At 41.7% G+C, this 21289-nt stretch carries 18 protein-coding genes; 11 read left to right on the top strand and 7 right to left on the bottom strand.

The features are described 5' to 3' along the window. Positions 1-501: 501 nt before the first annotated feature. The 3 genes from B9T36_RS00865 to B9T36_RS00875 all read right to left on the bottom strand — a co-directional run bounded on the left by B9T36_RS00865 (position 502) and on the right by B9T36_RS00875 (position 4580). On the bottom strand, positions 502-2148 hold the full coding sequence (locus B9T36_RS00865; protein ID WP_086207715.1) for an AMP-binding protein: 1647 nt from the start codon (positions 2146-2148) through the stop codon (positions 502-504). A 259-nt stretch (positions 2149-2407) separates the two neighbouring features. Beyond that, on the bottom strand, positions 2408-3544 hold the full coding sequence (locus B9T36_RS00870; RefSeq protein ID WP_086207716.1) for an acyl-CoA dehydrogenase family protein: 1137 nt from the start codon (positions 3542-3544) through the stop codon (positions 2408-2410). Between the two features lie 265 nt (positions 3545-3809). Further along, positions 3810-4580, bottom strand: a complete 771-nt coding sequence (locus tag B9T36_RS00875; protein WP_086207717.1) for a 3-hydroxyacyl-CoA dehydrogenase — start codon at positions 4578-4580, stop codon at positions 3810-3812. 143 nt (positions 4581-4723) lie between these two features. Between B9T36_RS00875 and B9T36_RS00880 the strand changes: the two genes are divergently transcribed. The 6 genes from B9T36_RS00880 to B9T36_RS00905 all read left to right on the top strand — a co-directional run bounded on the left by B9T36_RS00880 (position 4724) and on the right by B9T36_RS00905 (position 11274). Then, positions 4724-5749, top strand: coding sequence for an AraC family transcriptional regulator (locus B9T36_RS00880; protein WP_086208231.1), 1026 nt, complete (start codon positions 4724-4726; stop codon positions 5747-5749). A gap of 330 nt (positions 5750-6079) precedes the next feature. After that, positions 6080-7402 (top strand): sphingomyelin phosphodiesterase, encoded by a 1323-nt coding sequence (locus B9T36_RS00885; protein WP_228146963.1) that lies wholly within the window; start codon positions 6080-6082, stop codon positions 7400-7402. A 9-nt stretch (positions 7403-7411) separates the two neighbouring features. After that, the gene (locus tag B9T36_RS00890) at positions 7412-8371 is read left to right on the top strand and encodes a hypothetical protein (RefSeq protein WP_086207719.1); all 960 of its coding nucleotides are present in this window, start codon (positions 7412-7414) and stop codon (positions 8369-8371) included. A 478-nt stretch (positions 8372-8849) separates the two neighbouring features. Further along, positions 8850-9203: a hypothetical protein gene (locus B9T36_RS00895; protein WP_110974163.1), complete on the top strand. Its 354-nt coding sequence runs from the start codon at positions 8850-8852 to the stop codon at positions 9201-9203. A gap of 290 nt (positions 9204-9493) precedes the next feature. Further along, positions 9494-10453, top strand: coding sequence for an aliphatic sulfonate ABC transporter substrate-binding protein (locus tag B9T36_RS00900; RefSeq protein ID WP_119062899.1), 960 nt, complete (start codon positions 9494-9496; stop codon positions 10451-10453). Next, positions 10453-11274, top strand: coding sequence for an ABC transporter permease (locus B9T36_RS00905; protein ID WP_139841333.1), 822 nt, complete (start codon positions 10453-10455; stop codon positions 11272-11274). The genes B9T36_RS00900 and B9T36_RS00905 overlap by 1 nt, the downstream gene beginning before the upstream one ends. A 56-nt stretch (positions 11275-11330) precedes the next feature. Here the strand turns inward: B9T36_RS00905 and prmC are convergent, their stop codons facing one another. Then, positions 11331-12149 (bottom strand): peptide chain release factor N(5)-glutamine methyltransferase, encoded by an 819-nt coding sequence (gene prmC, locus B9T36_RS00910; RefSeq protein WP_086207720.1) that lies wholly within the window; start codon positions 12147-12149, stop codon positions 11331-11333. Further along, positions 12149-13237, bottom strand: a complete 1089-nt coding sequence (gene prfA / locus B9T36_RS00915; RefSeq protein WP_086207721.1) for a peptide chain release factor 1 — start codon at positions 13235-13237, stop codon at positions 12149-12151. Before prfA ends, prmC begins: the two co-directional genes overlap by 1 nt. A 463-nt stretch (positions 13238-13700) precedes the next feature. Here prfA and B9T36_RS00920 point away from each other — a divergent pair, with 463 nt between their 5' ends. From B9T36_RS00920 to B9T36_RS00935, 4 genes are all read left to right on the top strand, one after another. Then, positions 13701-14129: a glycine zipper domain-containing protein gene (locus B9T36_RS00920; RefSeq protein WP_086207722.1), complete on the top strand. Its 429-nt coding sequence runs from the start codon at positions 13701-13703 to the stop codon at positions 14127-14129. A 223-nt stretch (positions 14130-14352) separates the two neighbouring features. Further along, positions 14353-14880, top strand: a complete 528-nt coding sequence (locus B9T36_RS00925) for a hypothetical protein (protein ID WP_086207723.1) — start codon at positions 14353-14355, stop codon at positions 14878-14880. Between the two features lie 279 nt (positions 14881-15159). Beyond that, positions 15160-16161 carry an LLM class flavin-dependent oxidoreductase gene (locus B9T36_RS00930; protein WP_086207724.1) on the top strand — a complete coding sequence of 334 codons (1002 nt, stop codon included), beginning with the start codon at positions 15160-15162 and terminating at the stop codon, positions 16159-16161. Between the two features lie 230 nt (positions 16162-16391). Further along, a complete protein-coding gene (locus tag B9T36_RS00935) occupies positions 16392-16955 on the top strand; it encodes a flavoprotein (RefSeq protein WP_086207725.1) in 564 nt (187 codons plus the stop codon). Between the two features lie 34 nt (positions 16956-16989). Here the strand turns inward: B9T36_RS00935 and B9T36_RS00940 are convergent, their stop codons facing one another. Then, positions 16990-17667 carry a hypothetical protein gene (locus tag B9T36_RS00940; RefSeq protein WP_228146948.1) on the bottom strand — a complete coding sequence of 226 codons (678 nt, stop codon included), beginning with the start codon at positions 17665-17667 and terminating at the stop codon, positions 16990-16992. A 144-nt stretch (positions 17668-17811) separates the two neighbouring features. Next, on the bottom strand, positions 17812-18648 hold the full coding sequence (locus B9T36_RS00945; protein WP_086207727.1) for a pyruvate, water dikinase regulatory protein: 837 nt from the start codon (positions 18646-18648) through the stop codon (positions 17812-17814). Between the two features lie 156 nt (positions 18649-18804). On the opposite strand from B9T36_RS00945, the gene ppsA reads away from it, so the two are divergent. Beyond that, positions 18805-21183: a phosphoenolpyruvate synthase gene (ppsA, locus tag B9T36_RS00950; protein WP_086207728.1), complete on the top strand. Its 2379-nt coding sequence runs from the start codon at positions 18805-18807 to the stop codon at positions 21181-21183. Positions 21184-21289: the final 106 nt, after the last annotated feature.

Consider the following 21289-nt stretch of genomic DNA (forward strand, 5'->3'; position numbering starts at 1 on the left):
ATTGGCTATGCACAAATTCAATAAATGCGATGTGCTTTAGATGGCTCAACTTCTCATTTTTAAGTTACAGAGATTGAATCATACTAGTTGCCTAGTTAAATTCACTTAGGCTATTTATATATCTAACTATGTTTAGAGCAGTATTCCCACAGGTTACTATAAATGGATCAAAGAAAAGCCAGCCTATTTAGAATTGGCTGGCTTTAATTCTAATTAGAGTTCAACAAAAAATATGATACACGAAAATGTCATCTGCAACCTGCATGGTCTAAGCAAGATAATGTCTCTTCGATATCTTTTAATAAATCCAAGAAAAGAACAGGTTTTGCAGGTGACAATGGTTTTGCCTACTTTTGCCGAAACAAAAGTAGGGCGAGCCGCAGGCTAATGACGAAATTGGATGAAAATTCGATAAAACTCCGCCAAGATAATTTTTTTCAATCGGTTAGATCAACAATTACTGCGAATTCGACTTACCACTAAGACCCTTTTATCTTTAAATTAAATTGCAGCTTGTAAGGTTTGTATCTTTGCCACTTCTTGCTGTTTCAATAAATTACGTTGAATTTTGCCACTCGACGTTTTCGGCAAGCTTTCAACAAACTCAATCTCTTTCGGATATGCATGTTTAGATAAACGTGAACGCACATAGGCTTGGAGTTTGCTATCCAATTCTTTAGAGGCTTGGTACTGAGGTTTCAGCACCACAAAAGCTTTCACCACTTCAGTGCGTTCTGGGTCAGGCTTACCAATCACAGCCGACTCTAAAACCTCTACACACTCAAGCAAAGTACTTTCGACATCAAAAGGCCCAACTCGATAGCCTGACGTTGTAATGACATCGTCAGCACGTCCAACAAAATCGACACCGCCAATTTCATTCAGTTTGACCGTATCACCCGTTAAATAATACTGTCCCACAAAGGACTTTCGATTATTGCCACCATAGCCCTTAAACCATGTCAGTGGTGACTGGCTAAAGTCTATCGCCAACGTTCCAATCTCTCCGCGCTTCACTTCTTGGTGGTTCGCATCCAGTACAGCAAAGCGGTGTCCAGGATTGGCAAAGCCTGCCGACCCGACTTTTTTCTCATGCTCCAGTGCATGATGGTTGGCAATCACCATGCCCAACTCAGTTTGTCCATACTGGTCATAAATGTTGACGTTCAGATCATTATTGAACCAATGAATCACTTCTGGGGTTAAAGGCTCACCTGCACTACTGACGGCACGTAAGTGAGTTTTAATGGAAGGATCAAACTTTTCTTTGAAACCGAAGAACATTCGAAAAGCTGTAGGCGACCCCGTTAAGTTACTGACACGATACTTTTTAATAACCTCAACCGCATGATCCACGCTAAATGCACGCTCATCCATAATGATGCTATGCCCCAAGCTGAGCGGGCCTGTGATTCCATAGTACAACCCATAAGCCCAGCCCGGATCGGCTAAATTCCAGAATGAATCATCATCTCTTAAATCTACCGCATATTGCATATAGCCCTTAAAAGCCAAAACTGCTTTTAAAGGGACAGGCACTGATTTCGCCAAACCTGTGGTGCCCGAGGTAAACATCATCAGGAAATCATCATCAAAGCTACGTAAAACAGCTTCACATTGATCGGACTGTTGTTCTGCTTCCTGCCAAAAATCAGCTTCATTACTGGTGAAATTTATTCCCGCATTCACAGTCAGAATATGTTTGACTTCAACATGATTTAACTTTGGACGTTGCTCTGCATTGGTCACAATCAATTTAGTATTCGCAGTTAAAACTCGATGTTCAATCGCCTTCGACTCAAAAGCGGTGAACAGAGGTTGATAAATTGCACCGATCCGCCATGTTGCTAAAATCGTAATCAATAGTTCTGGCGTACGCGGTAACAGCCCTGCGATACAGTCACCCACTTGAATGCCAATATGTTTAAAATAATTTGCCAACTGTGCTGAGGCAACATCGAGCTGTTCAAAACTCCATTGCTCAGACTCTCCATTTTTTCCTTCCCAAATGAGTGCTATTTTTTGCTGCCCGACATAACGCTGACAACACTCAATATAGGCATTTATTGCATTGGGTTGGCCGACCAATTGTTCTTGAATCAGTTGCTCATAGTTAAATTCTTGGTGGGCTTGTTCTAATGTCTTCATCACGACAACCTCGTATTATCCATTTTTTAAGGCCAAATCCACTTTGGCCGTCCATGTTCTTTATCGTTTTAAGCGTTGAACTGACCTCATTGTCAGTCCTATATTGTTTGAATACCCAGAGCAGCTCAGCTACTCGACTTAATACCTGTAACTAACGGCTACACCTAGATAACCATGTTTTAAATGCACCTACAATTTCCAAATCCCTCAATGAAAGTGCAAGCTTTGAACATCGACCAAGGTCTAAAACTGAGTCGTCTTAAACCTTGGTGACTTCACGTGCAATGACCAGACGTTGAATATCAGATGCTCCTTCATAAATCTGGCTCACACGAACATCCCGATAAATTCGCTCAACTGGAAAATCTGAGACATAGCCATAACCACCATGAATTTGAATAGCATCAGAACAAACACGCTCCGCCATAGTTGAGGCAAACAGTTTGGCCATAGACGCTTCTTTTAAACACGGCAATCCTGCATCCTTCAAAGCGGCTGCATGGAAAATTAACTGCCGTGCCGCTTCAATTTGTGTCGCCATATCAGCTAAACGAAAAGCAACCGCCTGATGTTGTACAATCTCAACACCGAAGGCTTTACGGTCATTGGCATATTCAACCGCAGCATCTAAAGCGGCGCGCGCCATGCCTACTGATTGTGCAGCAATACCGATACGTCCTGACTCCAAATTTGAGAGCGCAATTTTATAGCCCTCACCTTCCGCGCCTAGCAAATGATCTGCTGGAATGCGGCAGTTCTCCAAAACGATGGTTGCCGTATCCGAACAGCGCTGCCCCATCTTTTCCTCTATACGAGAGACGATATAGCCTTCGGTATCGGTTGGGACTAAAAAGCAAGAAATACCTTTCTTACCCGCAGCTTTGTCTGTGACTGCAAAAACCAAAGCGACTTGAGCATACTTTCCTGTGGTAATGAATTGCTTGGTTCCATTCAACACCCATTCATCGCCCTCACGAACAGCTTTACACTCCAATGCTCCTGCATCTGAGCCTGCTTGTGGTTCAGTGAGACAAAAACATCCCAACCACTCACCTGTGGCAAGCTTGCTTAAATATTTCTGCTTTTGCGCATCAGTGCCATAACGCTGGGTAATGCCACACGGCAATGAGTTTTGCACACTGACAATAGTCGAAATAGCACCATCACCTGCTGCAATTTCCTCAAGTGCCACCACCAGTGAAATATAATCCAAGCCTGCACCACCCCACTCAGGTGAGACAGTCATACCCAAAGCACCTAACTCACCCAGCTCTTTGAGTTCTTGCGCAGGAAACTGTGCAGTTTTGTCACGTGCAGCTGCGGTTGGCTTCAGTTTTTCTTGCGAATAACTACGCAGCATATCCTGAACCATTTTTTGTTCTTCATTTAAAAGCATGGAGTGTCGTCCCTTCTCTGTTCAGGTTATTAAATTTAATAAATATTTGATACACGGCGACCCATTCTCAACCTGAAAGCCTTTCAAAAGATAATGTTTCTGCGAGAAAGTAGTCTGTAAATTTAATAAAACAGGTTTTGCGAATGGAGATGGTTTTGCCTACTTTTCCCGAAAGAAAAGTAGGTCGAACCGAAGGTTATAAGAAGCCTTTACTTATCGAGGCAAAGACTCCGTTATAAATTCAAAGATCACAAGTCAAAATAAATTATTTAGGCTGCATACGAATCGCGCCATCTAAACGAATCACTTCACCATTCAAATAACAATTTTCAAAAATATGGCCTACCAGCTGAGCAAACTCCTGCGGTTTTGCCAAACGCCTCGGAAATGGCACCATTTCACCTAGCGCATCTTGTACATTTTGCGGCATCGCCTTCAACATTGGCGTTTCCATAATGCCTGGAGCAATGGTCATCACTCGAATTTTTTCACGTGCTAGCTCGCGTGCCAGCGGCAAAGTCATTGAGACAACCGCGCCTTTCGATGCTGCATAAGCGGTCTGGCCAATTTGTCCGTCATAGGCTGCAACTGAAGCTGTATTCACAATCACGCCACGTTCCTCTTCACCGGCTTGAGGTTCATATTGCGCGATTAACTGCGCAGCAAAACGCAGCATATTAAAAGTACCTGAGACATTGATGTTTAATACTTTTTGGAATAACACCAGCTCATGAATACCCTCACGACCCAACACTTTGGCTGAAGGCGCTACACCCGCACAGTTCACCAAACCATTCAATTGTGCATATTCCGCCTCGACTTCTTGGAAGAAACTTTGCACGGCGTGCTCATCAGTAACATCAAGGCTTTTAAACCGAGCATTTTCACCCAACTCACGCTGTAGCTCTTCACCTAAAGCTTGGTTCATATCTACCAAAATGACTTTCGCGCCTTGTTCAATCAAATGACGTGCTGTCGCCGCACCTAAACCCGATGCACCACCTGTGACGACAAAAACCTTCCCTTGAATCTTCATTTATTTTTCCTTGTATGATTGAATGCTACGACTTAAGAAGAAATGTAAACACAGAACCCTTTAAGTACAATTTCCAAATATTGCATCTTCCATGATGGTTTTGGACAATGCTCAAAATGCACAATAAAAATATGGAAGCCACTATGACTGCATCGGAACATGCAAACGCCCAGAAAGATTCCATTTCAATTGCTTTGGTACAAGAAGCATTGTTTGAAGCTGAAAAGCAGGGATATGCAGTTGCTGATATTTTGAAAAATGCAGGCATCAATAACGAACTGTTAAGTGCGACAAAAGCACGAGTCTCAGTCAATCAATATGCACAGCTCTGGATTGAACTGGCCAATGTCATGAATGATGAGTTTTTTGGGATGGATCGTCATGCTATGCGCCGTGGCAGTTTTCAGTTTTTATCTAAATCACTATTACACACCACCCAGCTCGACCAAGCTATTCAGCATATTTTGCAATTTATGAATCTGGTACTAGACGACTTTAGCAGTCAACTCATGGTGCAAGAGCATTATGCCTATATTGTGATTTATGAACGGCAACAGTCCAAGCGGATGTTTAGTTACGCAACTTACATCATGTTGATTCATGCACTTATGTGTTGGCTAGTGGGCCAACGGGTGATTTTGAATCAAATTCAACTCAAATGTGATGCACCTACAGATGATATCGACTACAAAGTTCGTTTTTGTGAAAATATCCAATATCAAATGGCGGAAAACTATATTCAGTTCGATGCCAATTATTTAAAAATGCAAATAAAACAGGACAGTAAATCGTGGTATCAATTTATTCAGCAAACCCCACATATTTTACTGACCCGTTATAAAAATCCACATTCAACCAGTGCCCAAATTCGTCGCTATTTAATGCAAGAGCCACCTATACAATGGCTTGAACTGTCTGAAATTGCCCATCATTTCAATATGTCTGAGGCGACTATTCAGCGGCGACTGAAAAGCGAAGGTTTCAGTTATCAGCAACTGAAAAATGATATACGCCGTGATATGGCGATTGAGTTGCTCAGTAACAGCCAAGTATCATTACAAGACATTAGCACTGAACTCAATTTTCATGATCCGAGTGCGTTCCACCGTGCTTTTAAAAAGTGGACTGGGGTCAGTCCCGGTGCTTATCGTCAAAATAAGGACGCTTAACTGAGGTCGATTGGTATAAGCAACTACGAGATGCTCTTGCTCTTTCTACATCACAAATCACTAGCCAATAAAATTCTCTCGTTCAAGTAAAACCTTAACATACTATTGTTCTGACTTGGGTTTTGATTTGCCAAATGAAATGTCAACAGAGCTTATACATTAAATTGAATTTTTGATGCTCATTCATCGGAAAATCAAGGTGCTGTCGCACTTTGTCACTGACTTCAAAAAATTAACTGCCATAGTGATCTCGTCATATTGTTCTTGACACAATGTTGAATAAAAACATCATGGAGGGAAAACATGAGTAGCCAATTAAATAAAAACTTAATGAAAAATATCGGATGGTTATCATTATTAGTGTGCAGTCAGCCAGTGATAGCCGACTCATACGTTTATGTGACCAATACCACCCCTGAAACAGTCTCCGTCAATATTAATCATCACGGTACACGCACCTTAACGCAAGGGAGTCAATGGGCTCAAGAAGCCACTCAAATTGCCCCTTATGAAACCAAACGTGTACTGCGTTATAACCGTTATACTGGGCTAAAGTCAGGCCAAACCTATAATTTTGATACCGTGATTACAGGCGGTGGTTCAAGCGTCACCCTGAAACAATCTATGACTGGCACTTGGTCTGGAAGTAATATTAAACATTCTGCATCTGGCAGTGATTTCTCTGCACCATGGTTCAACGACCGTAACATTCAGCGTTTCAACACCAATTATGCAGGAAAAACGGCGCAGACTGCTTTTAAAGCTGAATACACTGGTGGTTATGACGACTTCCACTACACCATCCATCAAAATACCGTGCCAGAACCTGTTGCCAGCAGTGCCGATGAGTTTAAAGTTTTAACCTACAATATTTATGCCCTTCCTTTGGTGGCAAGTAAAATTGATGAACGCTTAGAACAACTACCACAAAACCTAAAAGGCTACGACGCGATTTTATTCCAAGAGACCTTTGCTTCTGGTCGTACCGCCATGTTGGCCAAATTAGCTCAGGAATATCCGTACCAAACTTATATTCCAGTCGGTTCAGGCTACAACATTTATGACAGCGGCATATTGGTTGCCAGTCGCCACCCGATTGTACAAACGGATCATTTTATTTACCCAAGCTGTACAGGGATTGACTGTTTTGCCGATAAAGGCGTGATTTATGCTGAAATTCTCAAGAATGGCAAAGCCTATCATGTGACCTCCACGCATACCGCATCGTTTGATACCGACGCGGCACGTGATATGCGCCAGCAACAATTTAAGCAAATCCGCGCTTTGGTCGATAAGCAAAATATCCCGTCATTTGATGCAGTACTTATGGGCGGTGACTTTAATGTCAACAAGCTACTGTGGCCGCAAGATTATGCACAAATGCAAATTAACTTGAATGGTACGGTACCAGTCAGCACAGGATATACCGAATCAACCTTCGATCCACGGGTGAATAAACTCGCGGGTGCAGGACTCACGGGCGGCTCTACCGTAGAGTATTTAGACTATGTGGTGTCATCCAATAACCACCGTCAGCCTATACAAGCACGTAATAATGTCCGTATTCTTCGTTCGGCTACCGATCCCTTGTTTATGACTTGGGACTTATCTGACCACTTCCCTGTCATGGGCCAATTCCAATACAACCCATAAGGAAGAATAATGAAGCGCTTACGGCTTATCGCTTTGGTGCTGAGTGTATTGGTGATCGGTGTGGTGATATGGTTGGGCCTTGGCCCATCCTATGCCACATCGGGTCAAACTCAGGCATCCTCACCGTCCCTTACAGAGACTGCTCAACCCAGCAGTTTGCAAGAGAAGCTTGCTGCTGCAAACAACGACGAGTCAAAAATGCAGCAACAACAGCAACAAGAATCCATCCAACAAATTATTCAACACTTTCAAAAAAATCCGGGCAATATCACACAATTATTAAACCAGTTACAACAAAACTGCCCCGATACCAACTGTCAGGCATTATTAAAACAGGTATTGGCCGAATATCCAGATCAGCAGTTTGCCCAGACCTTAAAACGATTGATAGAACGCCTACCACTGTACGAAAAAGAAATGCAAGCTAAAACCATGTCCACACAAATGACACCACAACAGCGTTATCAGGAAATTTGGAACTTACGTGAGCAGACTTTAGGTAAGCAAGAAACACAACTCGGCTTTGCTGAAGAAAAAGAATTTGCCAGCTATCAGTTTGCTTATGGTGAACTCTTGGGACGAGCACCGCAAATGACACTACAACAACGTCTGAGTGAACTTGCGCAATTACAGCAACAATATAAAAACTCGAGCAAAAACATTGATGGTCAAAGTGGTGGTTATGATAAAGCCCTTAAATTGGCTTTAATTGGCGTCACCGACCCAATACAGCAACAAGAAATTACCCAACACATTCGTAACAGCTACTTTTCAGGCAAAGAAGCGGCGCAAATGGCTGAACGCGAACAACAAGTCGCTCGTCAGCAACAACAGATCGCCAGTTACCAATCTGAGCTTTCTGCTCTAAACCAAGAAATGAACCAGCAAAAACAAAATTTAGCTGAAAGTGCATGGCAACAGCAGTATCAACTCCGCCTAGAACAACTGAGGCAAAAGCACTTTAACTAGTGGCGTAAACGTTCATCATTCTCTACCCCAAACACAGACAACTAAAGCAAGGTGATGTACCTCAACTTGCTTTAGCTTGTATTTATAAATTGTAATTCCACAATATGTCTACGTTTGAATCAGTAATCTTAAAATAAAGAACATTCCAGAGAATCCAAAATATAATTAATTTATTTCAATAACTTGAAAACAATTCAAATAAATTTTTAATTGAAACTCCACGATATTCCGCACTGAACGCTTCTTTTTGATCTATCCGAGCCCCTTGCAACAGTCGTATGAAATGCACACAGGCACTCAATTTAATAAATTTAAGCTTTTCATTCACTTAACAAATCCATCTTTCATTTATCGGAATCTATTTGCAAAAAATTCCAAAATGGATTATTTTTCAACCAATTTTAAAGCATTCTTTAATGCTTATTTCTGGCTGTACTCCCCCCTGTTTAATCACCTTATTTCTTTTAAAGGTTATGACATGCTTAAAATGATTGATGTTCTCGATCAACGTCTGGTGCAAAACTTTACTCAAGCTTTGCAGTCTCCTACCCCACAATTTGAAGAGCAACTGGATCAAGGCATTCTCAATGCATCAGACCTCGAATTAAATCATGCTGTTACTGCATTTTTTAATGAAGTTGATGCGATTGAAGCTGCTCAAGCGTTGGATATTAGCGCTGACCGTATTCAAGCCCTGCAGTTAGGTGCATCGTTTAAAGATGAACAATATCTAGCCGATCTAAAGAAAATTGTGACGCTTTGCCTTGCACTTGAAACTGATGCTTTAGAGCAAGTTGAAGTGTCTGACAGCTTACAAGACTATCCTATGTAAGCTTGCAATCCCTCAAAAAAAAGCGACTTTTACAGTCGCTTTTTTACATTCAAAATGAATGATTTAGTTATGCAATCTTCATATAAGAAGAAATTATTCTATGCTTTTTGGAAGTTATTCTATACTCCAAAAACTGCACATAGCTCAATCAAGTTATTAAAATTCAGATAGTTAAACTAAGACTACCCGTTTATTTCAATTTAATATTTTGTTATCCATTTTTCTTTTTTTATTTTTCGCATCCATCAGGTTAAAAGAACCCACAAATGAACTTATTTAAATGATGCAACATGAAAAACTTTAAACTACTGAGCACTTCACTGATTTTAGGTCTGATCGGCTCTTATGCCCATGCCGCTATTCCAAACACACTCAAACTCGATTATGCCTATTACGCGCCAACCAGTCTTGTGGTGAAAGAGCAGAAATTGTTAGAAAAAGCCTTACCTAAGACTGAAATTAAATGGGTGTTTAGCCAAGGCAGTAACCGTTCTCTGGAATATTTAAATAGCGGCAGTGTCGATTTTGCTTCAACCGCAGGGCTTGCAGCCGTGCTCAGTCGTGCCAACGGCAGTCCAATTAATACCGTTTATATCCAGAGCCAACCTGAATGGACCGCTTTGGTGGTTGCTAAAAACTCCCAGATTAAAAGTTTAAAAGACTTAAAAGGAAAGAAAATTGCAGCAACTAAAGGTACAGATCCATTTCTGTTTACCCTACAAGCATTGGATACAGTGGGTCTAAATAAACGCGACGTGCAACTGGTCCATTTACAACATCCAGATGGCAAAACAGCTTTAGAACGTGGTCAAGTCGATGCTTGGGCAGGCCTAGATCCACTGATGGCTTCGGCACAAGTGCAATCTGGCGCAAAACTACTGTATCGAAATATTGGGTTTAATAGTTATAGCGTGCTCAGTGTCAAAGAGTCTTTTACTCAGCAAAGCCCCGAAGCCATTGAAGCGGTGATTAAAGCCTATGAACAAGCACGTAAGTGGGCCAAAGCTAATCCAGAGAAACTGGCGGAGTTATTGGCACGCGAGTCCAAACTTCCGTTGAATGTCGCAAAATTACAATTAAGCCGTACCAACTTTGATCAAAACATTCCGTCAGCCAAACAGATTGCCGCATTACAAAAGTCTGGCAGTATTTTGAATGAAGAAGACTTAGTCCGTAAAGGCACCAATGTCAATCAAGTCGTGACTCAGTTGTTTAAGCCACAATATGCACAAAAGGTTGTAAGCAAATAATGACCAAGTCAGTCGCGAGCTCTTTCACCCCTATTGAAGTGAAAAAGGGTTCCTCATTTCAGTTGAAATTGAAGCGTGCTCTCAAAGCGATCACCCTTCCAGTGCTCTTACTGATTGCTTGTGAATATCTGGTCCGTGCAGGTTTTATTGAACCTTATTTATTGCCTGCACCCAGTAGTTTATGGCAAACCTTTCTAGATTTATGGCAGGCAGATTTATGGATGCATGTCTGGACCAGTACATGGCGGGTATTCTTAGGCTTTTTTATTGGCAGTGTTCTGGCATTAATTTGTGCGATTTTGGTCGGACTCAACAAACAGGTTGAAGCATTTTTAGAACCCAGTTTTTCAGCGATTAAATCCATCCCAAGCTTAGCGTGGATTCCTCTACTTTTACTGTGGTTGGGAATAGATGAAGCATCAAAAATCACCCTGATTGCGATTGGCGCATTTTTTCCGACCTATACCAACACGGTCGCAGCGATTAAAGGTGTTGACCGAAAACTCATCGAAGTCGCGCAAGTCTATCGACTGAAATACTGGCAGCAGGTACAACAGATTATTTTGCCTGCGTCGTCTCCGGGAATTTTAACGGGACTACGCAACAGTTTAAGTTTGGCATGGATGTTTATGATTGCAGCAGAACTGATTGCAGCGACACAAGGCATTGGTTACTTACTGAGTGATGGACGAGAAACTTCGCGTCCCGATATTGTGATCTTAGCAATTATTCTTTTAGCCGTACTTGGAAAATTCAGCGATGGCATCATGAAAGCCATCGAGACTTGGCTACTGCGTTGGCGTGACGTATTTGGAACATAAGGTAGAAAAAATAAAAGCGCATCAATTGCGCTTTTATTTTGAAGGGAACAATGAAATTATTGTGTCCACTGCCCTAAAGTGACGCGGTCATTCCCACCATAATCTTTTACCGTACGGACTTGCTTATAGCCCGCTTCTTTAAAGATTTTCTGTACAGCGTCGGCTTGATCATAACCATGTTCAAGTACCACCCAGCCATCGAGGGTTAAATGCTTTTTGCCTTGCTGGATAATGACTTTTAAATCAGCCAAACCATGATCCGCAGCAACCAAGGCACGTTCAGGTTCAGTTGCTAAGTCTTGCATGTGTGTATCATCAGCATCAATATATGGCGGGTTCGATACAATCACATCAAAAAACTTTCGATTCAGCGGTGCAAACCAACTACCACACACAAAAGTCACATCATTTAAGTCATGTTTTTCTGCATTTTGCTGAGCAACGGCTAAAGTCGGCTCATAAATATCGGTCGCCGTGATGTCCCACGTGTCCCGTTCACTGGCCAATGAAAGCGCAACCGCACCCGTCCCCGTACCTAAGTCGACAATGCGCGCATCTTCAGGTAAGTCTAAACGTAGTACAGTTTCAACCAGTACCTCGGTATCTGGACGTGGCACTAAGGTATCAGGAGTGACAATCAGATCCAGCGTCCAAAATGGCTGTGAACCTGTCACATAAGCCAAAGGCTCTCCTGCTTCGATTCGCGCAAGTGCTGCAACATAGGCTTGCTCTTGCTCATCGGTCAGCACTTGGTCTTTTTTCATAACCAAATCAAAAGAATCAATTTTGGTAATGTGTTCCAGCAACCATGCATTTTCTTGACGTTCGTAACTCTCAGCTTCACCACGTAAAGCCAAAGCCTGGGCAATATTCATTATCCACCATTCTGCTGTGCAAGCATCGCAAGCTGATCTGCTTGGTATTCGCGGTGTAAGCTATCTAATAGTTCAGTTAAATCGCCTTCCATAACCGCATCTAACTTGTATAAAGTTAAGTTAATACGGTGATCGGTCATACGACCTTGCGGATAGTTATAGGTACGGATACGCTCTGAACGATCACCCGAGCCGACCAAGTCACGGCGCATTTCAGACGTTGCTGCATCAGCTGCTGCACGTTTTGCATTTTCCAAACGTGAAGCAAGTAAAGCCATGGCTTTAGCTTTGTTTTTATGCTGTGAACGCTCCTCCTGACATTCCACCACCGTTCCTGTTGGAATATGGGTAATACGCACAGCCGAATCGGTTTTGTTGATGTGCTGACCACCCGCACCTGAGGCACGGTAGGTATCAATACGTAAGTCTGATGCATTAATCTCGACCGTTGTATCAACATCAATTTCAGGCAAAATCGCAACAGTACACGCCGAAGTATGCACGCGTCCTTGAGACTCCGTTGCAGGTACGCGTTGTACGCGGTGCGCGCCACTTTCAAACTTCAAGCGGCCGTAAACGCCCTCACCATTCACCAAGCAAATGATTTCTTTATAACCACCGTGTTCGCCTTCATTTTCAGACAACACCTCAATACGCCAGCCTTGTGATTCAGCGTACTTGGTGTACATGCGGTATAAGTCACCCGAGAAGATAGCGGCTTCATCACCGCCTGTACCCGCTCGAATTTCCAAATATGCAGAATTGGCATCATTTGGATCTTTCGGAATCATTAAAATATTTAAATCAGCTTCTAGAGACTCAATAATGGCTTTATTTTCTTTAATCTCTTCCTGCGCCATTTCCTTAAAGTCAGGATCTGACAACATCGCTTCAGCCGTTTCAATGTCTGCTTCCGCTTGTTTGTACTTGGTCCAAACTTCTGTAATTTCAGTCAAATCACTATGTTCACGTGACAGTTGGCGGAAACGCTTGTTATCTGAAATCACTTCTACATCTGCAAGTAATGCTGTTAATTCTTCGTGACGGTCAGAAAGTTGATCTAATCGTAAACGTAACGATTCTTTCATTAGGAAAATATCTCAATATAAAGGCTGCAATACAGTTTCACAGCACCAAAAAATTTGCGCTTAGTTTAACGACTCTATCGCCCAAAGAACATCTTTATTCAATATGGACTGATTTTTACTCCATATAAGCTAAATCGAATTTGTATATTTTTGAAAATAGGTTCAGCCATTGACGTTAAAAATTAAAATAATGATCTACACCCACTCCAACTACTTTTAATAGCACTTCATTCGTCTATGACGCAGAGTGCGAATTACATCACTCCTAGGTTTATCCACATTTGCACGAGTCTGGATAAATTTCATTCGCATTATTCACATTTGTAATAAAACTGATACAAACAAGAAACCAACGGGTTTCAATTTGGTTTCAACTCTTCACAATTAACTAGAATCTTTTTGTTACATTAGCGCCATCGAAATAAATACGACAGTTCAACCAATGTTGGACATGGAGAAACACATGAAACTAAATACACTCTTAATGTCAGCAACATTAGCGACAGCATCCATGTTTACTGCAACTGCGTATGCAGATAATACAACCCGCGTTGCTGCTGCAAGTGCTTTAGGTAGTGTTGCAGGGACTGCAATTGGGAAAAACATGGGCGGTAACACTGGTGCAACCATTGGTGCAGCACTGGGTGGCGCAGGTGGTGCAGCTGTTGCAAGTGACAAACGTAATCGTACGGAATCTGCTATTGGCGGTGCCATCGGTGGTGGTGCGGGTTATACCGTAGGTAAAAGCATGGGTGGTACCAACGGTGGTTATGTCGGTTCGGCATTAGGTGCAGCAGGTGGTGCAGCACTAGGGAATAAAATCTCAAAAGACAAACAAACCAGCTCTTACCATGGAAAAAAATGGAAAAAGAAACACCGTAAACACCATTAATTTACAGCATTGTAAAGATGTCATAGAAAGCACCTTCGGGTGCTTTTTTATGGCACAGATCAAGACGTAATTCCACAGAGCTAAACTGGTAGAAAATACGAAGAGTCGTTACATAGCATTTACCAAAGCAACAATTTTGATAAAGTTTCTCTTCATTATTCTTCCTATATGTTTCGCTAAAGTGAAATCAAGACGAAATGAACATACTCTTAGGAGTCTAAAAATGAAAATCAAATCAATTTTAATGAGTACTGTAATTGCAACTTCTGCATTAACAATGACGACTACATACGCAGGCAATAGTACGAATACAGCACTGACTTCTGCGCTTGGTGGTGTAGTCGGTGCCGCAATTGGTAACCAAATGGGTGGACAAACTGGTGCTATGATTGGTTCTGCCATTGGCGGTGGTGCAGGTGCAGCTGCTTCAGCCAACAAACGTGACCGTAATGGCGCAATCATTGGTGCAGCACTTGGCGGTGCAGGTGGTTATACAGTAGGTAAAAACATGGGTGGTACCAATGGTGGTTATATTGGTGCGGGCTTAGGTTCAGCAGGTGGTGCCGTTCTCGGTAAAAAAGTCTCAGAAGACCGCCGTTACGATGATGAAGATGACCGTCGCTATAATGATCGTTATGACCGTCGTGATAACAACCGTGGTTACCGCTACAATAACTATAAATACAATGATCGCGACTACCGTGGTGACAATGGTCGGCACTTGGGCTGGTACAAAAACGGTAAACGTTAAGTCATCTATAAAAATTTCCAAATAAAAAGCACCTTCGGGTGTTTTTTTATTTAAGAAATAATCGCTGTCTCAGAAAGCTAAAGTACAACCGATCAGCAGCACAATTTGAATATGATCTTCTCATTCATTTTTAATGGTTGTATTAAATTTATCACTGTTGCAATTCAACATATTAGCGACTGATTTATCGTGCAGACAAAATATATCGAATAAAAACGATATACAAAACCCTGCTTATATCGTATTATTTCGATATACACCGCAAATTTGAGAAGCCGAATGCGCACATTGTCCGAAACTCAATTTTCTATTTTAGAATTAGCTCCTGTCCGCGAAGATCAAACTGTACAACTCACCCTACAGCATAGCTTAAAATTGGCCCAACAAGCTGAACGTTTAGGCTATAGCCGACTTTGGCTTGCAGAACATCATAATATGGATGGTATTGCCAGCTCTGCTACTGCGGTGCTACTCGGCTATTTACTCGCGAATACCTCAACTTTAAAAGTCGGCTCAGGTGGCATTATGCTCCCAAACCATGCGCCACTTGTGGTAGCAGAACAATTCGGTACACTTGCTACACTCTACCCGCACCGTGTTGAGTTAGGTTTAGGTCGCGCACCCGGTACAGACCAAGTCACCATGCGCGCACTTCGTCGTGGTCGTCAAGAAACTGAAGAACAATTCCCACAAGATGTCTTAGAAATTCTGCATTACTTTAAAGATGCTGAACCGAATCAACGTATTGTTGCAACGCCAGGACAAGGGACTCATGTGCCCGTATGGTTACTCGGTTCAAGTTTATTTAGCGCACAACTCGCAGCAAAACTCGGTCTTCCCTACTCATTCGCATCACACTTTGCACCGCGCATGCTGAAACAAGCGATTCAGCTCTATCGTGAAAACTTTGAACCTTCTGAATACTTATCAAAACCTTATGTGTCGATGGGTGTCCCTACGGTCGTTGCTGAAACTGATGCTGAAGCGGAGTTCTTGGCAACAAGTGCCTATCAACGTGTTTTAGGTCTGATGCGCGGTCAAAGCTTAAAGTTAAAAGCACCTATTGAAAGCATGGACGGCCTTTGGTCAGCTGCGGAAAAAATGTCCGTAGACAGTTTTTATGCTATGGCACAAATTGGTTCCAATGGCACCGTAAAAGAAGGCTTGAAACAACTTCTTTTAGAATATGATGTCGATGAATTTATTTTCACTTGTGACATCTATGATACAGAGAAACGTTTAGAAAACTTTGAACGTTTAATGCAGATCAAAAATAGCTAAGCGGACGTGAACCTATTTGCCCAATGACTGTTCTATCGACATTCATTGGGCAAAATGAATACTAACCCTTTGCATCTCTGTCCATCCTTAAAAGCATAATCAAAATAAGTTATCTCCTTAGACTAAAGTTAACGTGACTGCTCAGACAGTTAATCATTTTGCCTTTTTAGAGTAAAAACACTAAAAATAAAAGATTAAGGAAAAACTAAAAAAACAATTAAGGATCGAGCATGGTTAATTTACATCCAACAGATAGCCTATCGGGTTTATTTCAAAACCATCCCGAATATTTTCAGCATTTCAGAGGTCAACTGATTGCATCATCAGACATTAAACAGCATGATTTTAACCAACAACGTGTTGCGATTATTGGCACCAATCAGCACACGGTAAGTGGACTTGAGTCAATCTGTCAGGTGGCACAATCTGTTCGTGTTTTTCAAAATGAACCTCACTTCATTTTACCCAAAACAGAACGCGGGGTTCAGCGCTTAATCCAGCATCCATTAGTCATTAAAAACCGCCGATTATTTAGTACCCGTATTAAATGCCTATTGGCTTTACGTTTTTTAGAAACCCAAGTTGCTGACCCGTGGCTCAGACACCAACTTAAGCCTAATACTGCTGCCAATAAACTCAAATTCTTTAAGTCCGATTTCTACTACCATGCTTTACAGCGTGAAAACTGTAAATTGGTGACTTGGCCAATTGTGAAAATTCGAGAACATGATATCCAGAGTCTTGATGGTGCAGAACATCCAGTTGATGTGATTATTACCACCTATACACACTAGACATCACGTGGGTAAGCATTTTAGCTTGCCCTCTTTAATTCACTACACCTTGATATTGAAAAGCTGACTTTCCACGTGCATAGCGCAAATACTGACCTGTTGGCTGACTATTTTTATTCAGTAATTTGATATCAACATACTTTAAATCTTTCGAAACCCGAATATACGAACCTTGACGCGCTTCATCATAATGACAGTCATAATCCACTTCTATCGAACTCAACTGCTTCTTATTTTTCGTCTGAAAAATTGGGGCTGGTGTCAAAGCTTGAGCATGCATTTTAAAGGCTTGAATTTGATATAGACCGTGGCAACTATCCCCTTTGTAATAGCTTTGCACCAAGTAAATCGGTTGCGTCCCCATTTTCACTTGATCAATATTTAAAATATAGCCCGTATTGATCGCTTGAAGCTTGCTAGACGGTCTCGATTTCATCTGTACATAGGATGAAAATTCACCCATAGTGCCACCACCGCCCACATCAAAGGTATAGAATTTAAGCAGTCGATCAGGTGAGCTATTAATCTTTAGTCTAAGATCTTCAGTTAATTTGGGGAAAGAATAAGCATAGCTTGCAGTATTTTTCTGGATTAAATCGACAATATCCTGTTCGATTTTTTGATTGACTTCATAAAAATCCAGTGCCGCATATTTTAAAATAATCACTTGTTCGGACTGCTGAATGGATATATTTTCCGCATAAACTGTCATATTAAAAGAACTGAACAAAATAAGACTAAAAATGCATTTTGATATTATTTTCATATAATCTGATCTATATTTTTCTATTTATAGCGAAATTAATAAACAGTATAAAGCATCACCACGATGACCCTTTATACTGTCATCTCGATATCAACCAATGCGACGTTTTAGACCCGTCATTTGGAGTACACGAGTAGAAATTTCCTCAATTGACATTTCAGAGACATTTAAATATTTAATCCCCTCAGAAATATAGATCCCTTCAATGGCGCGTAGTTCCATTTGGCATTGACTAAAGCTTGCATAGCGACTATTCGCCTTACGTTCAGAGCGAATGGCAACCAAACGTTCAGCATCAATCATTAAACCAAACAGCTTATGCTTATGCGCTCGAAGTACTGCAGGTAAGCGGTTATCATCTAAGTCTTCTTCAGTCAGTGGGTAATTAGCAACACGAATTCCAAACTGTAATGACAAGTAAATCGAGGTCGGTGTTTTCCCCGAACGTGAAACCCCAATCAAAATCAAATCGGCCTTGTCATAGTGACGTGTACGTGCGCCATCATCGTTATCTAAGGCAAAATGCACCGCATCAATACGCGCTTTATAAGACTCAGAATCAGTCACCGCATGGGTCTGTCCGACTAAAGTTGTAGGTGGAGTGCCTAACTCTTCAGACAACTTACTTATAAGCCCCTCAAATACATCAAGATTTACTGCATTTGCAGTATTAATAATATCCCGCACATACGGGTCAACCAATGTGTCAAACACCAATGGTTTTTGACCATCTTGTAATGCTCTTTGATTAATCTCAGCTACAACATTGGTCGCAGCTTCTTCTGAACTAATATAAGGAATAATATGAATGTCAAAGTCAACATTTGGAAACTGCGCCAATAGAGAGTGCCCAAGGGTTTCTGCGGTAATTGCAGTGCCATCTGAAATAAAAAAAACACTCCGCTTAAACTGTTTACTTTCTGACATTAAAATTCTCCTTAAACATTTGTCTTAGTGCTATATAATCTTTATAGTAAACCGATCTTACATGACTGTCGCTTAGTAAAATCAAAAAGCTAAGTAGATTTGTTATAATCTGATGCCAAGATAGTGATTAAATACTGCAAAAGTGGAGTAACAACTTTGGAAGCGCGCGTAATTGGTCTAGAAAAATTAGGGAAACACGACGTTGAACTCGTAGGTGGGAAAAACTCATCTCTAGGTGAAATGATCAGCCACCTATCAAATGCAGGTGTATCTGTACCAGGTGGCTTTGCTACTACAGCTCAGGCATATCGTGAATTTCTCGAGCAAAGCGGCCTAAACGCTAAAATCAATGCAGAGCTAAAAACACTCAATGTTGATGATGTAAATGCTTTGGCTGAAACAGGTGCTAAAATTCGCCAATGGATTGTTGACACTCCACTTACAACAGAACTAGAAAAAGAAGTTCGTAAAGCATTTGAAGAACTTTCAAACGGCAACCCTGACATCGCGGTTGCCGTTCGTTCTTCTGCAACAGCAGAAGATTTACCAGATGCGTCTTTCGCAGGCCAACAAGAAACTTTCTTAAACATTCGCGGTATCGACAACGTTTTGATCGCGATCAAAGAAGTGTTTGCATCACTGTATAACGACCGTGCAATCTCTTATCGCGTACACCAAAATTTTGCGCATGATGTGGTGGCTTTATCTGCTGGCATTCAACGTATGGTTCGTTCTGAAACGGGTGCAGCAGGTGTAATGTTCACTCTTGATACTGAATCTGGTTTCCGTGATGTCGTCTTCATCACTGCTTCTTATGGTTTGGGTGAAATGGTTGTTCAAGGTGCAGTCAACCCTGACGAATTCTACCTCTCTAAACCACTTTTAAATGCAGGCAAACACGCTGTATTACGTCGTAATTTGGGCTCTAAACACCAAAAAATGATTTATGGCGAAGAAGCATCTGCGGGTAAATCAGTTGTTGTGGTTGATGTTGAAAAGCAAGAGCGTCAACAATTTGCATTGAACGACCACGAACTTCAAGAACTTGCAAAACAAGCGCTCATCATTGAAAACCATTACGGTTCTCCAATGGACATCGAATGGGCAAAAGATGGTGATGACGGTCAAATTTATATCGTTCAAGCACGCCCTGAAACAGTGAAGAGCCGTGAAAACGTCGGCACAATGGAACGCTACCTTTTGAAACAAAAAGGTACAGTAATTTGTGAAGGTCGTTCAATTGGTCAACGTATCGGTTCTGGTAAAGTACGTATTGTTACGTCTATTAAAGAAATGGACAAAGTACAAGACGGTGACGTTCTTGTATCAGACATGACTGACCCAGACTGGGAACCAGTAATGAAACGTGCTGCTGCAATTGTCACTAACCGTGGTGGTCGTACTTGTCACGCTGCAATTATTGCGCGTGAACTGGGTGTTCCAGCAATCGTGGGTTGTGGTAATGCAACTGAAGTTCTAGTAGACAGTCAAGAAGTGACTGTTTCATGCGCTGAAGGTGATACAGGTTTCATCTATGAAGGTTCACTAGACTTCGAGATTCAAACCAATTCAATTGAATCTATGCCAGCACTTCCATTCAAAGTAATGATGAACGTTGGTAACCCTGACCGTGCATTTGACTTTGCACAAATTCCAAATGAAGGGATTGGTCTTGCGCGTCTTGAGTTCATCATTAACCGTATGATCGGTGTCCACCCTAAAGCATTGTTGAACATTGACAGCTTGCCACGTGAAACACGTGCTGCGGTCATGGCGCGTACTGCGGGTTATGCATCTCCAATCGAATTCTATGTTGAAAAACTAGTTGAAGGTATTTCTACCCTCGCTGCTGCATTTGCAGACAAGCCTGTGATTGTTCGTATGTCTGACTTTAAGTCAAATGAATATGCAAACTTGATCGGTGGTAAATTATACGAGCCTGAAGAAGAAAACCCAATGTTGGGCTTCCGTGGTGCAAGCCGTTATGTATCTGACAACTTCCGTGACTGCTTCGAGTTAGAATGTCGCGCGTTGAAAAAAGCACGTGACGAAATGGGTTTAACCAACATTCAAATCATGATTCCTTTCGTCCGTACTGTACACGAAGCGAAACGTGTCATCGAATTATTGGCGTTAAACGGCCTGAAACGTGGTGAAAATGGTCTGAAAGTGATCATGATGTGTGAGTTACCAACGAACGCATTATTGGCTGAACAGTTCCTTGAACACTTCGATGGCTTCTCTATCGGTTCTAACGACTTAACCCAGTTAACACTCGGTCTAGATCGTGACTCTGGTATCGTATCTCACCTATTTGATGAACGTGATCCAGCTGTTAAAGCGCTTCTATCTATGGCAATTCATGCATGTCGCAAAGCAGGTAAATATGTGGGTATCTGTGGCCAAGGTCCTTCAGATCACCCAGATCTTGCGCAATGGCTCATGGAACAAGGCATCGAATCTGTATCACTAAATCCTGACTCAGTATTAGACACATGGTTCTTCCTTGCAGCAGAAAAAGTTCAAAAATCTTAATTTTTTGATGCGATAAAAAAAGACCCTTTCACGGGTCTTTTTTTATGCCGACTACTTTTAGGTGTCGTCATTAAAATAAGCCCCTTTATACAAAGCTTCAGCTAAA

It is taken from the genome of Acinetobacter sp. ANC 4204, assembly GCF_002135205.1.
GTDB lineage: Bacteria > Pseudomonadota > Gammaproteobacteria > Pseudomonadales > Moraxellaceae > Acinetobacter.

Bases quoted from the DNA above. Each gene is read 5' to 3' on its own strand.
- B9T36_RS00870 (WP_086207716.1), bottom strand. From the start codon at position 3,544: ATGCTTTTAAATGAAGAACAAAAAATGGTTCAGGATATGCTGCGTAGT.
- B9T36_RS00890 (WP_086207719.1), top strand. From the start codon at position 7,412: ATGAAGCGCTTACGGCTTATCGCTTTGGTGCTGAGTGTATTGGTGATC.
- B9T36_RS00880 (WP_086208231.1), top strand. From the start codon at position 4,724: ATGACTGCATCGGAACATGCAAACGCCCAGAAAGATTCCATTTCAATT.
- B9T36_RS00930 (WP_086207724.1), top strand. From the start codon at position 15,160: ATGCGCACATTGTCCGAAACTCAATTTTCTATTTTAGAATTAGCTCCT.
- B9T36_RS00945 (WP_086207727.1), bottom strand. From the start codon at position 18,648: ATGTCAGAAAGTAAACAGTTTAAGCGGAGTGTTTTTTTTATTTCAGAT.
- B9T36_RS00875 (WP_086207717.1), bottom strand. From the start codon at position 4,580: ATGAAGATTCAAGGGAAGGTTTTTGTCGTCACAGGTGGTGCATCGGGT.
- B9T36_RS00865 (WP_086207715.1), bottom strand. From the start codon at position 2,148: ATGAAGACATTAGAACAAGCCCACCAAGAATTTAACTATGAGCAACTG.
- B9T36_RS00895 (WP_110974163.1), top strand. From the start codon at position 8,850: ATGCTTAAAATGATTGATGTTCTCGATCAACGTCTGGTGCAAAACTTT.
- B9T36_RS00920 (WP_086207722.1), top strand. From the start codon at position 13,701: ATGAAACTAAATACACTCTTAATGTCAGCAACATTAGCGACAGCATCC.
- prmC (WP_086207720.1), bottom strand. From the start codon at position 12,149: ATGAATATTGCCCAGGCTTTGGCTTTACGTGGTGAAGCTGAGAGTTAC.
- B9T36_RS00885 (WP_228146963.1), top strand. From the start codon at position 6,080: ATGAAAAATATCGGATGGTTATCATTATTAGTGTGCAGTCAGCCAGTG.
- B9T36_RS00940 (WP_228146948.1), bottom strand. From the start codon at position 17,667: ATGACAGTTTATGCGGAAAATATATCCATTCAGCAGTCCGAACAAGTG.
- B9T36_RS00935 (WP_086207725.1), top strand. From the start codon at position 16,392: ATGGTTAATTTACATCCAACAGATAGCCTATCGGGTTTATTTCAAAAC.
- B9T36_RS00905 (WP_139841333.1), top strand. From the start codon at position 10,453: ATGACCAAGTCAGTCGCGAGCTCTTTCACCCCTATTGAAGTGAAAAAG.
- B9T36_RS00900 (WP_119062899.1), top strand. From the start codon at position 9,494: ATGAAAAACTTTAAACTACTGAGCACTTCACTGATTTTAGGTCTGATC.
- prfA (WP_086207721.1), bottom strand. From the start codon at position 13,237: ATGAAAGAATCGTTACGTTTACGATTAGATCAACTTTCTGACCGTCAC.
- B9T36_RS00925 (WP_086207723.1), top strand. From the start codon at position 14,353: ATGAAAATCAAATCAATTTTAATGAGTACTGTAATTGCAACTTCTGCA.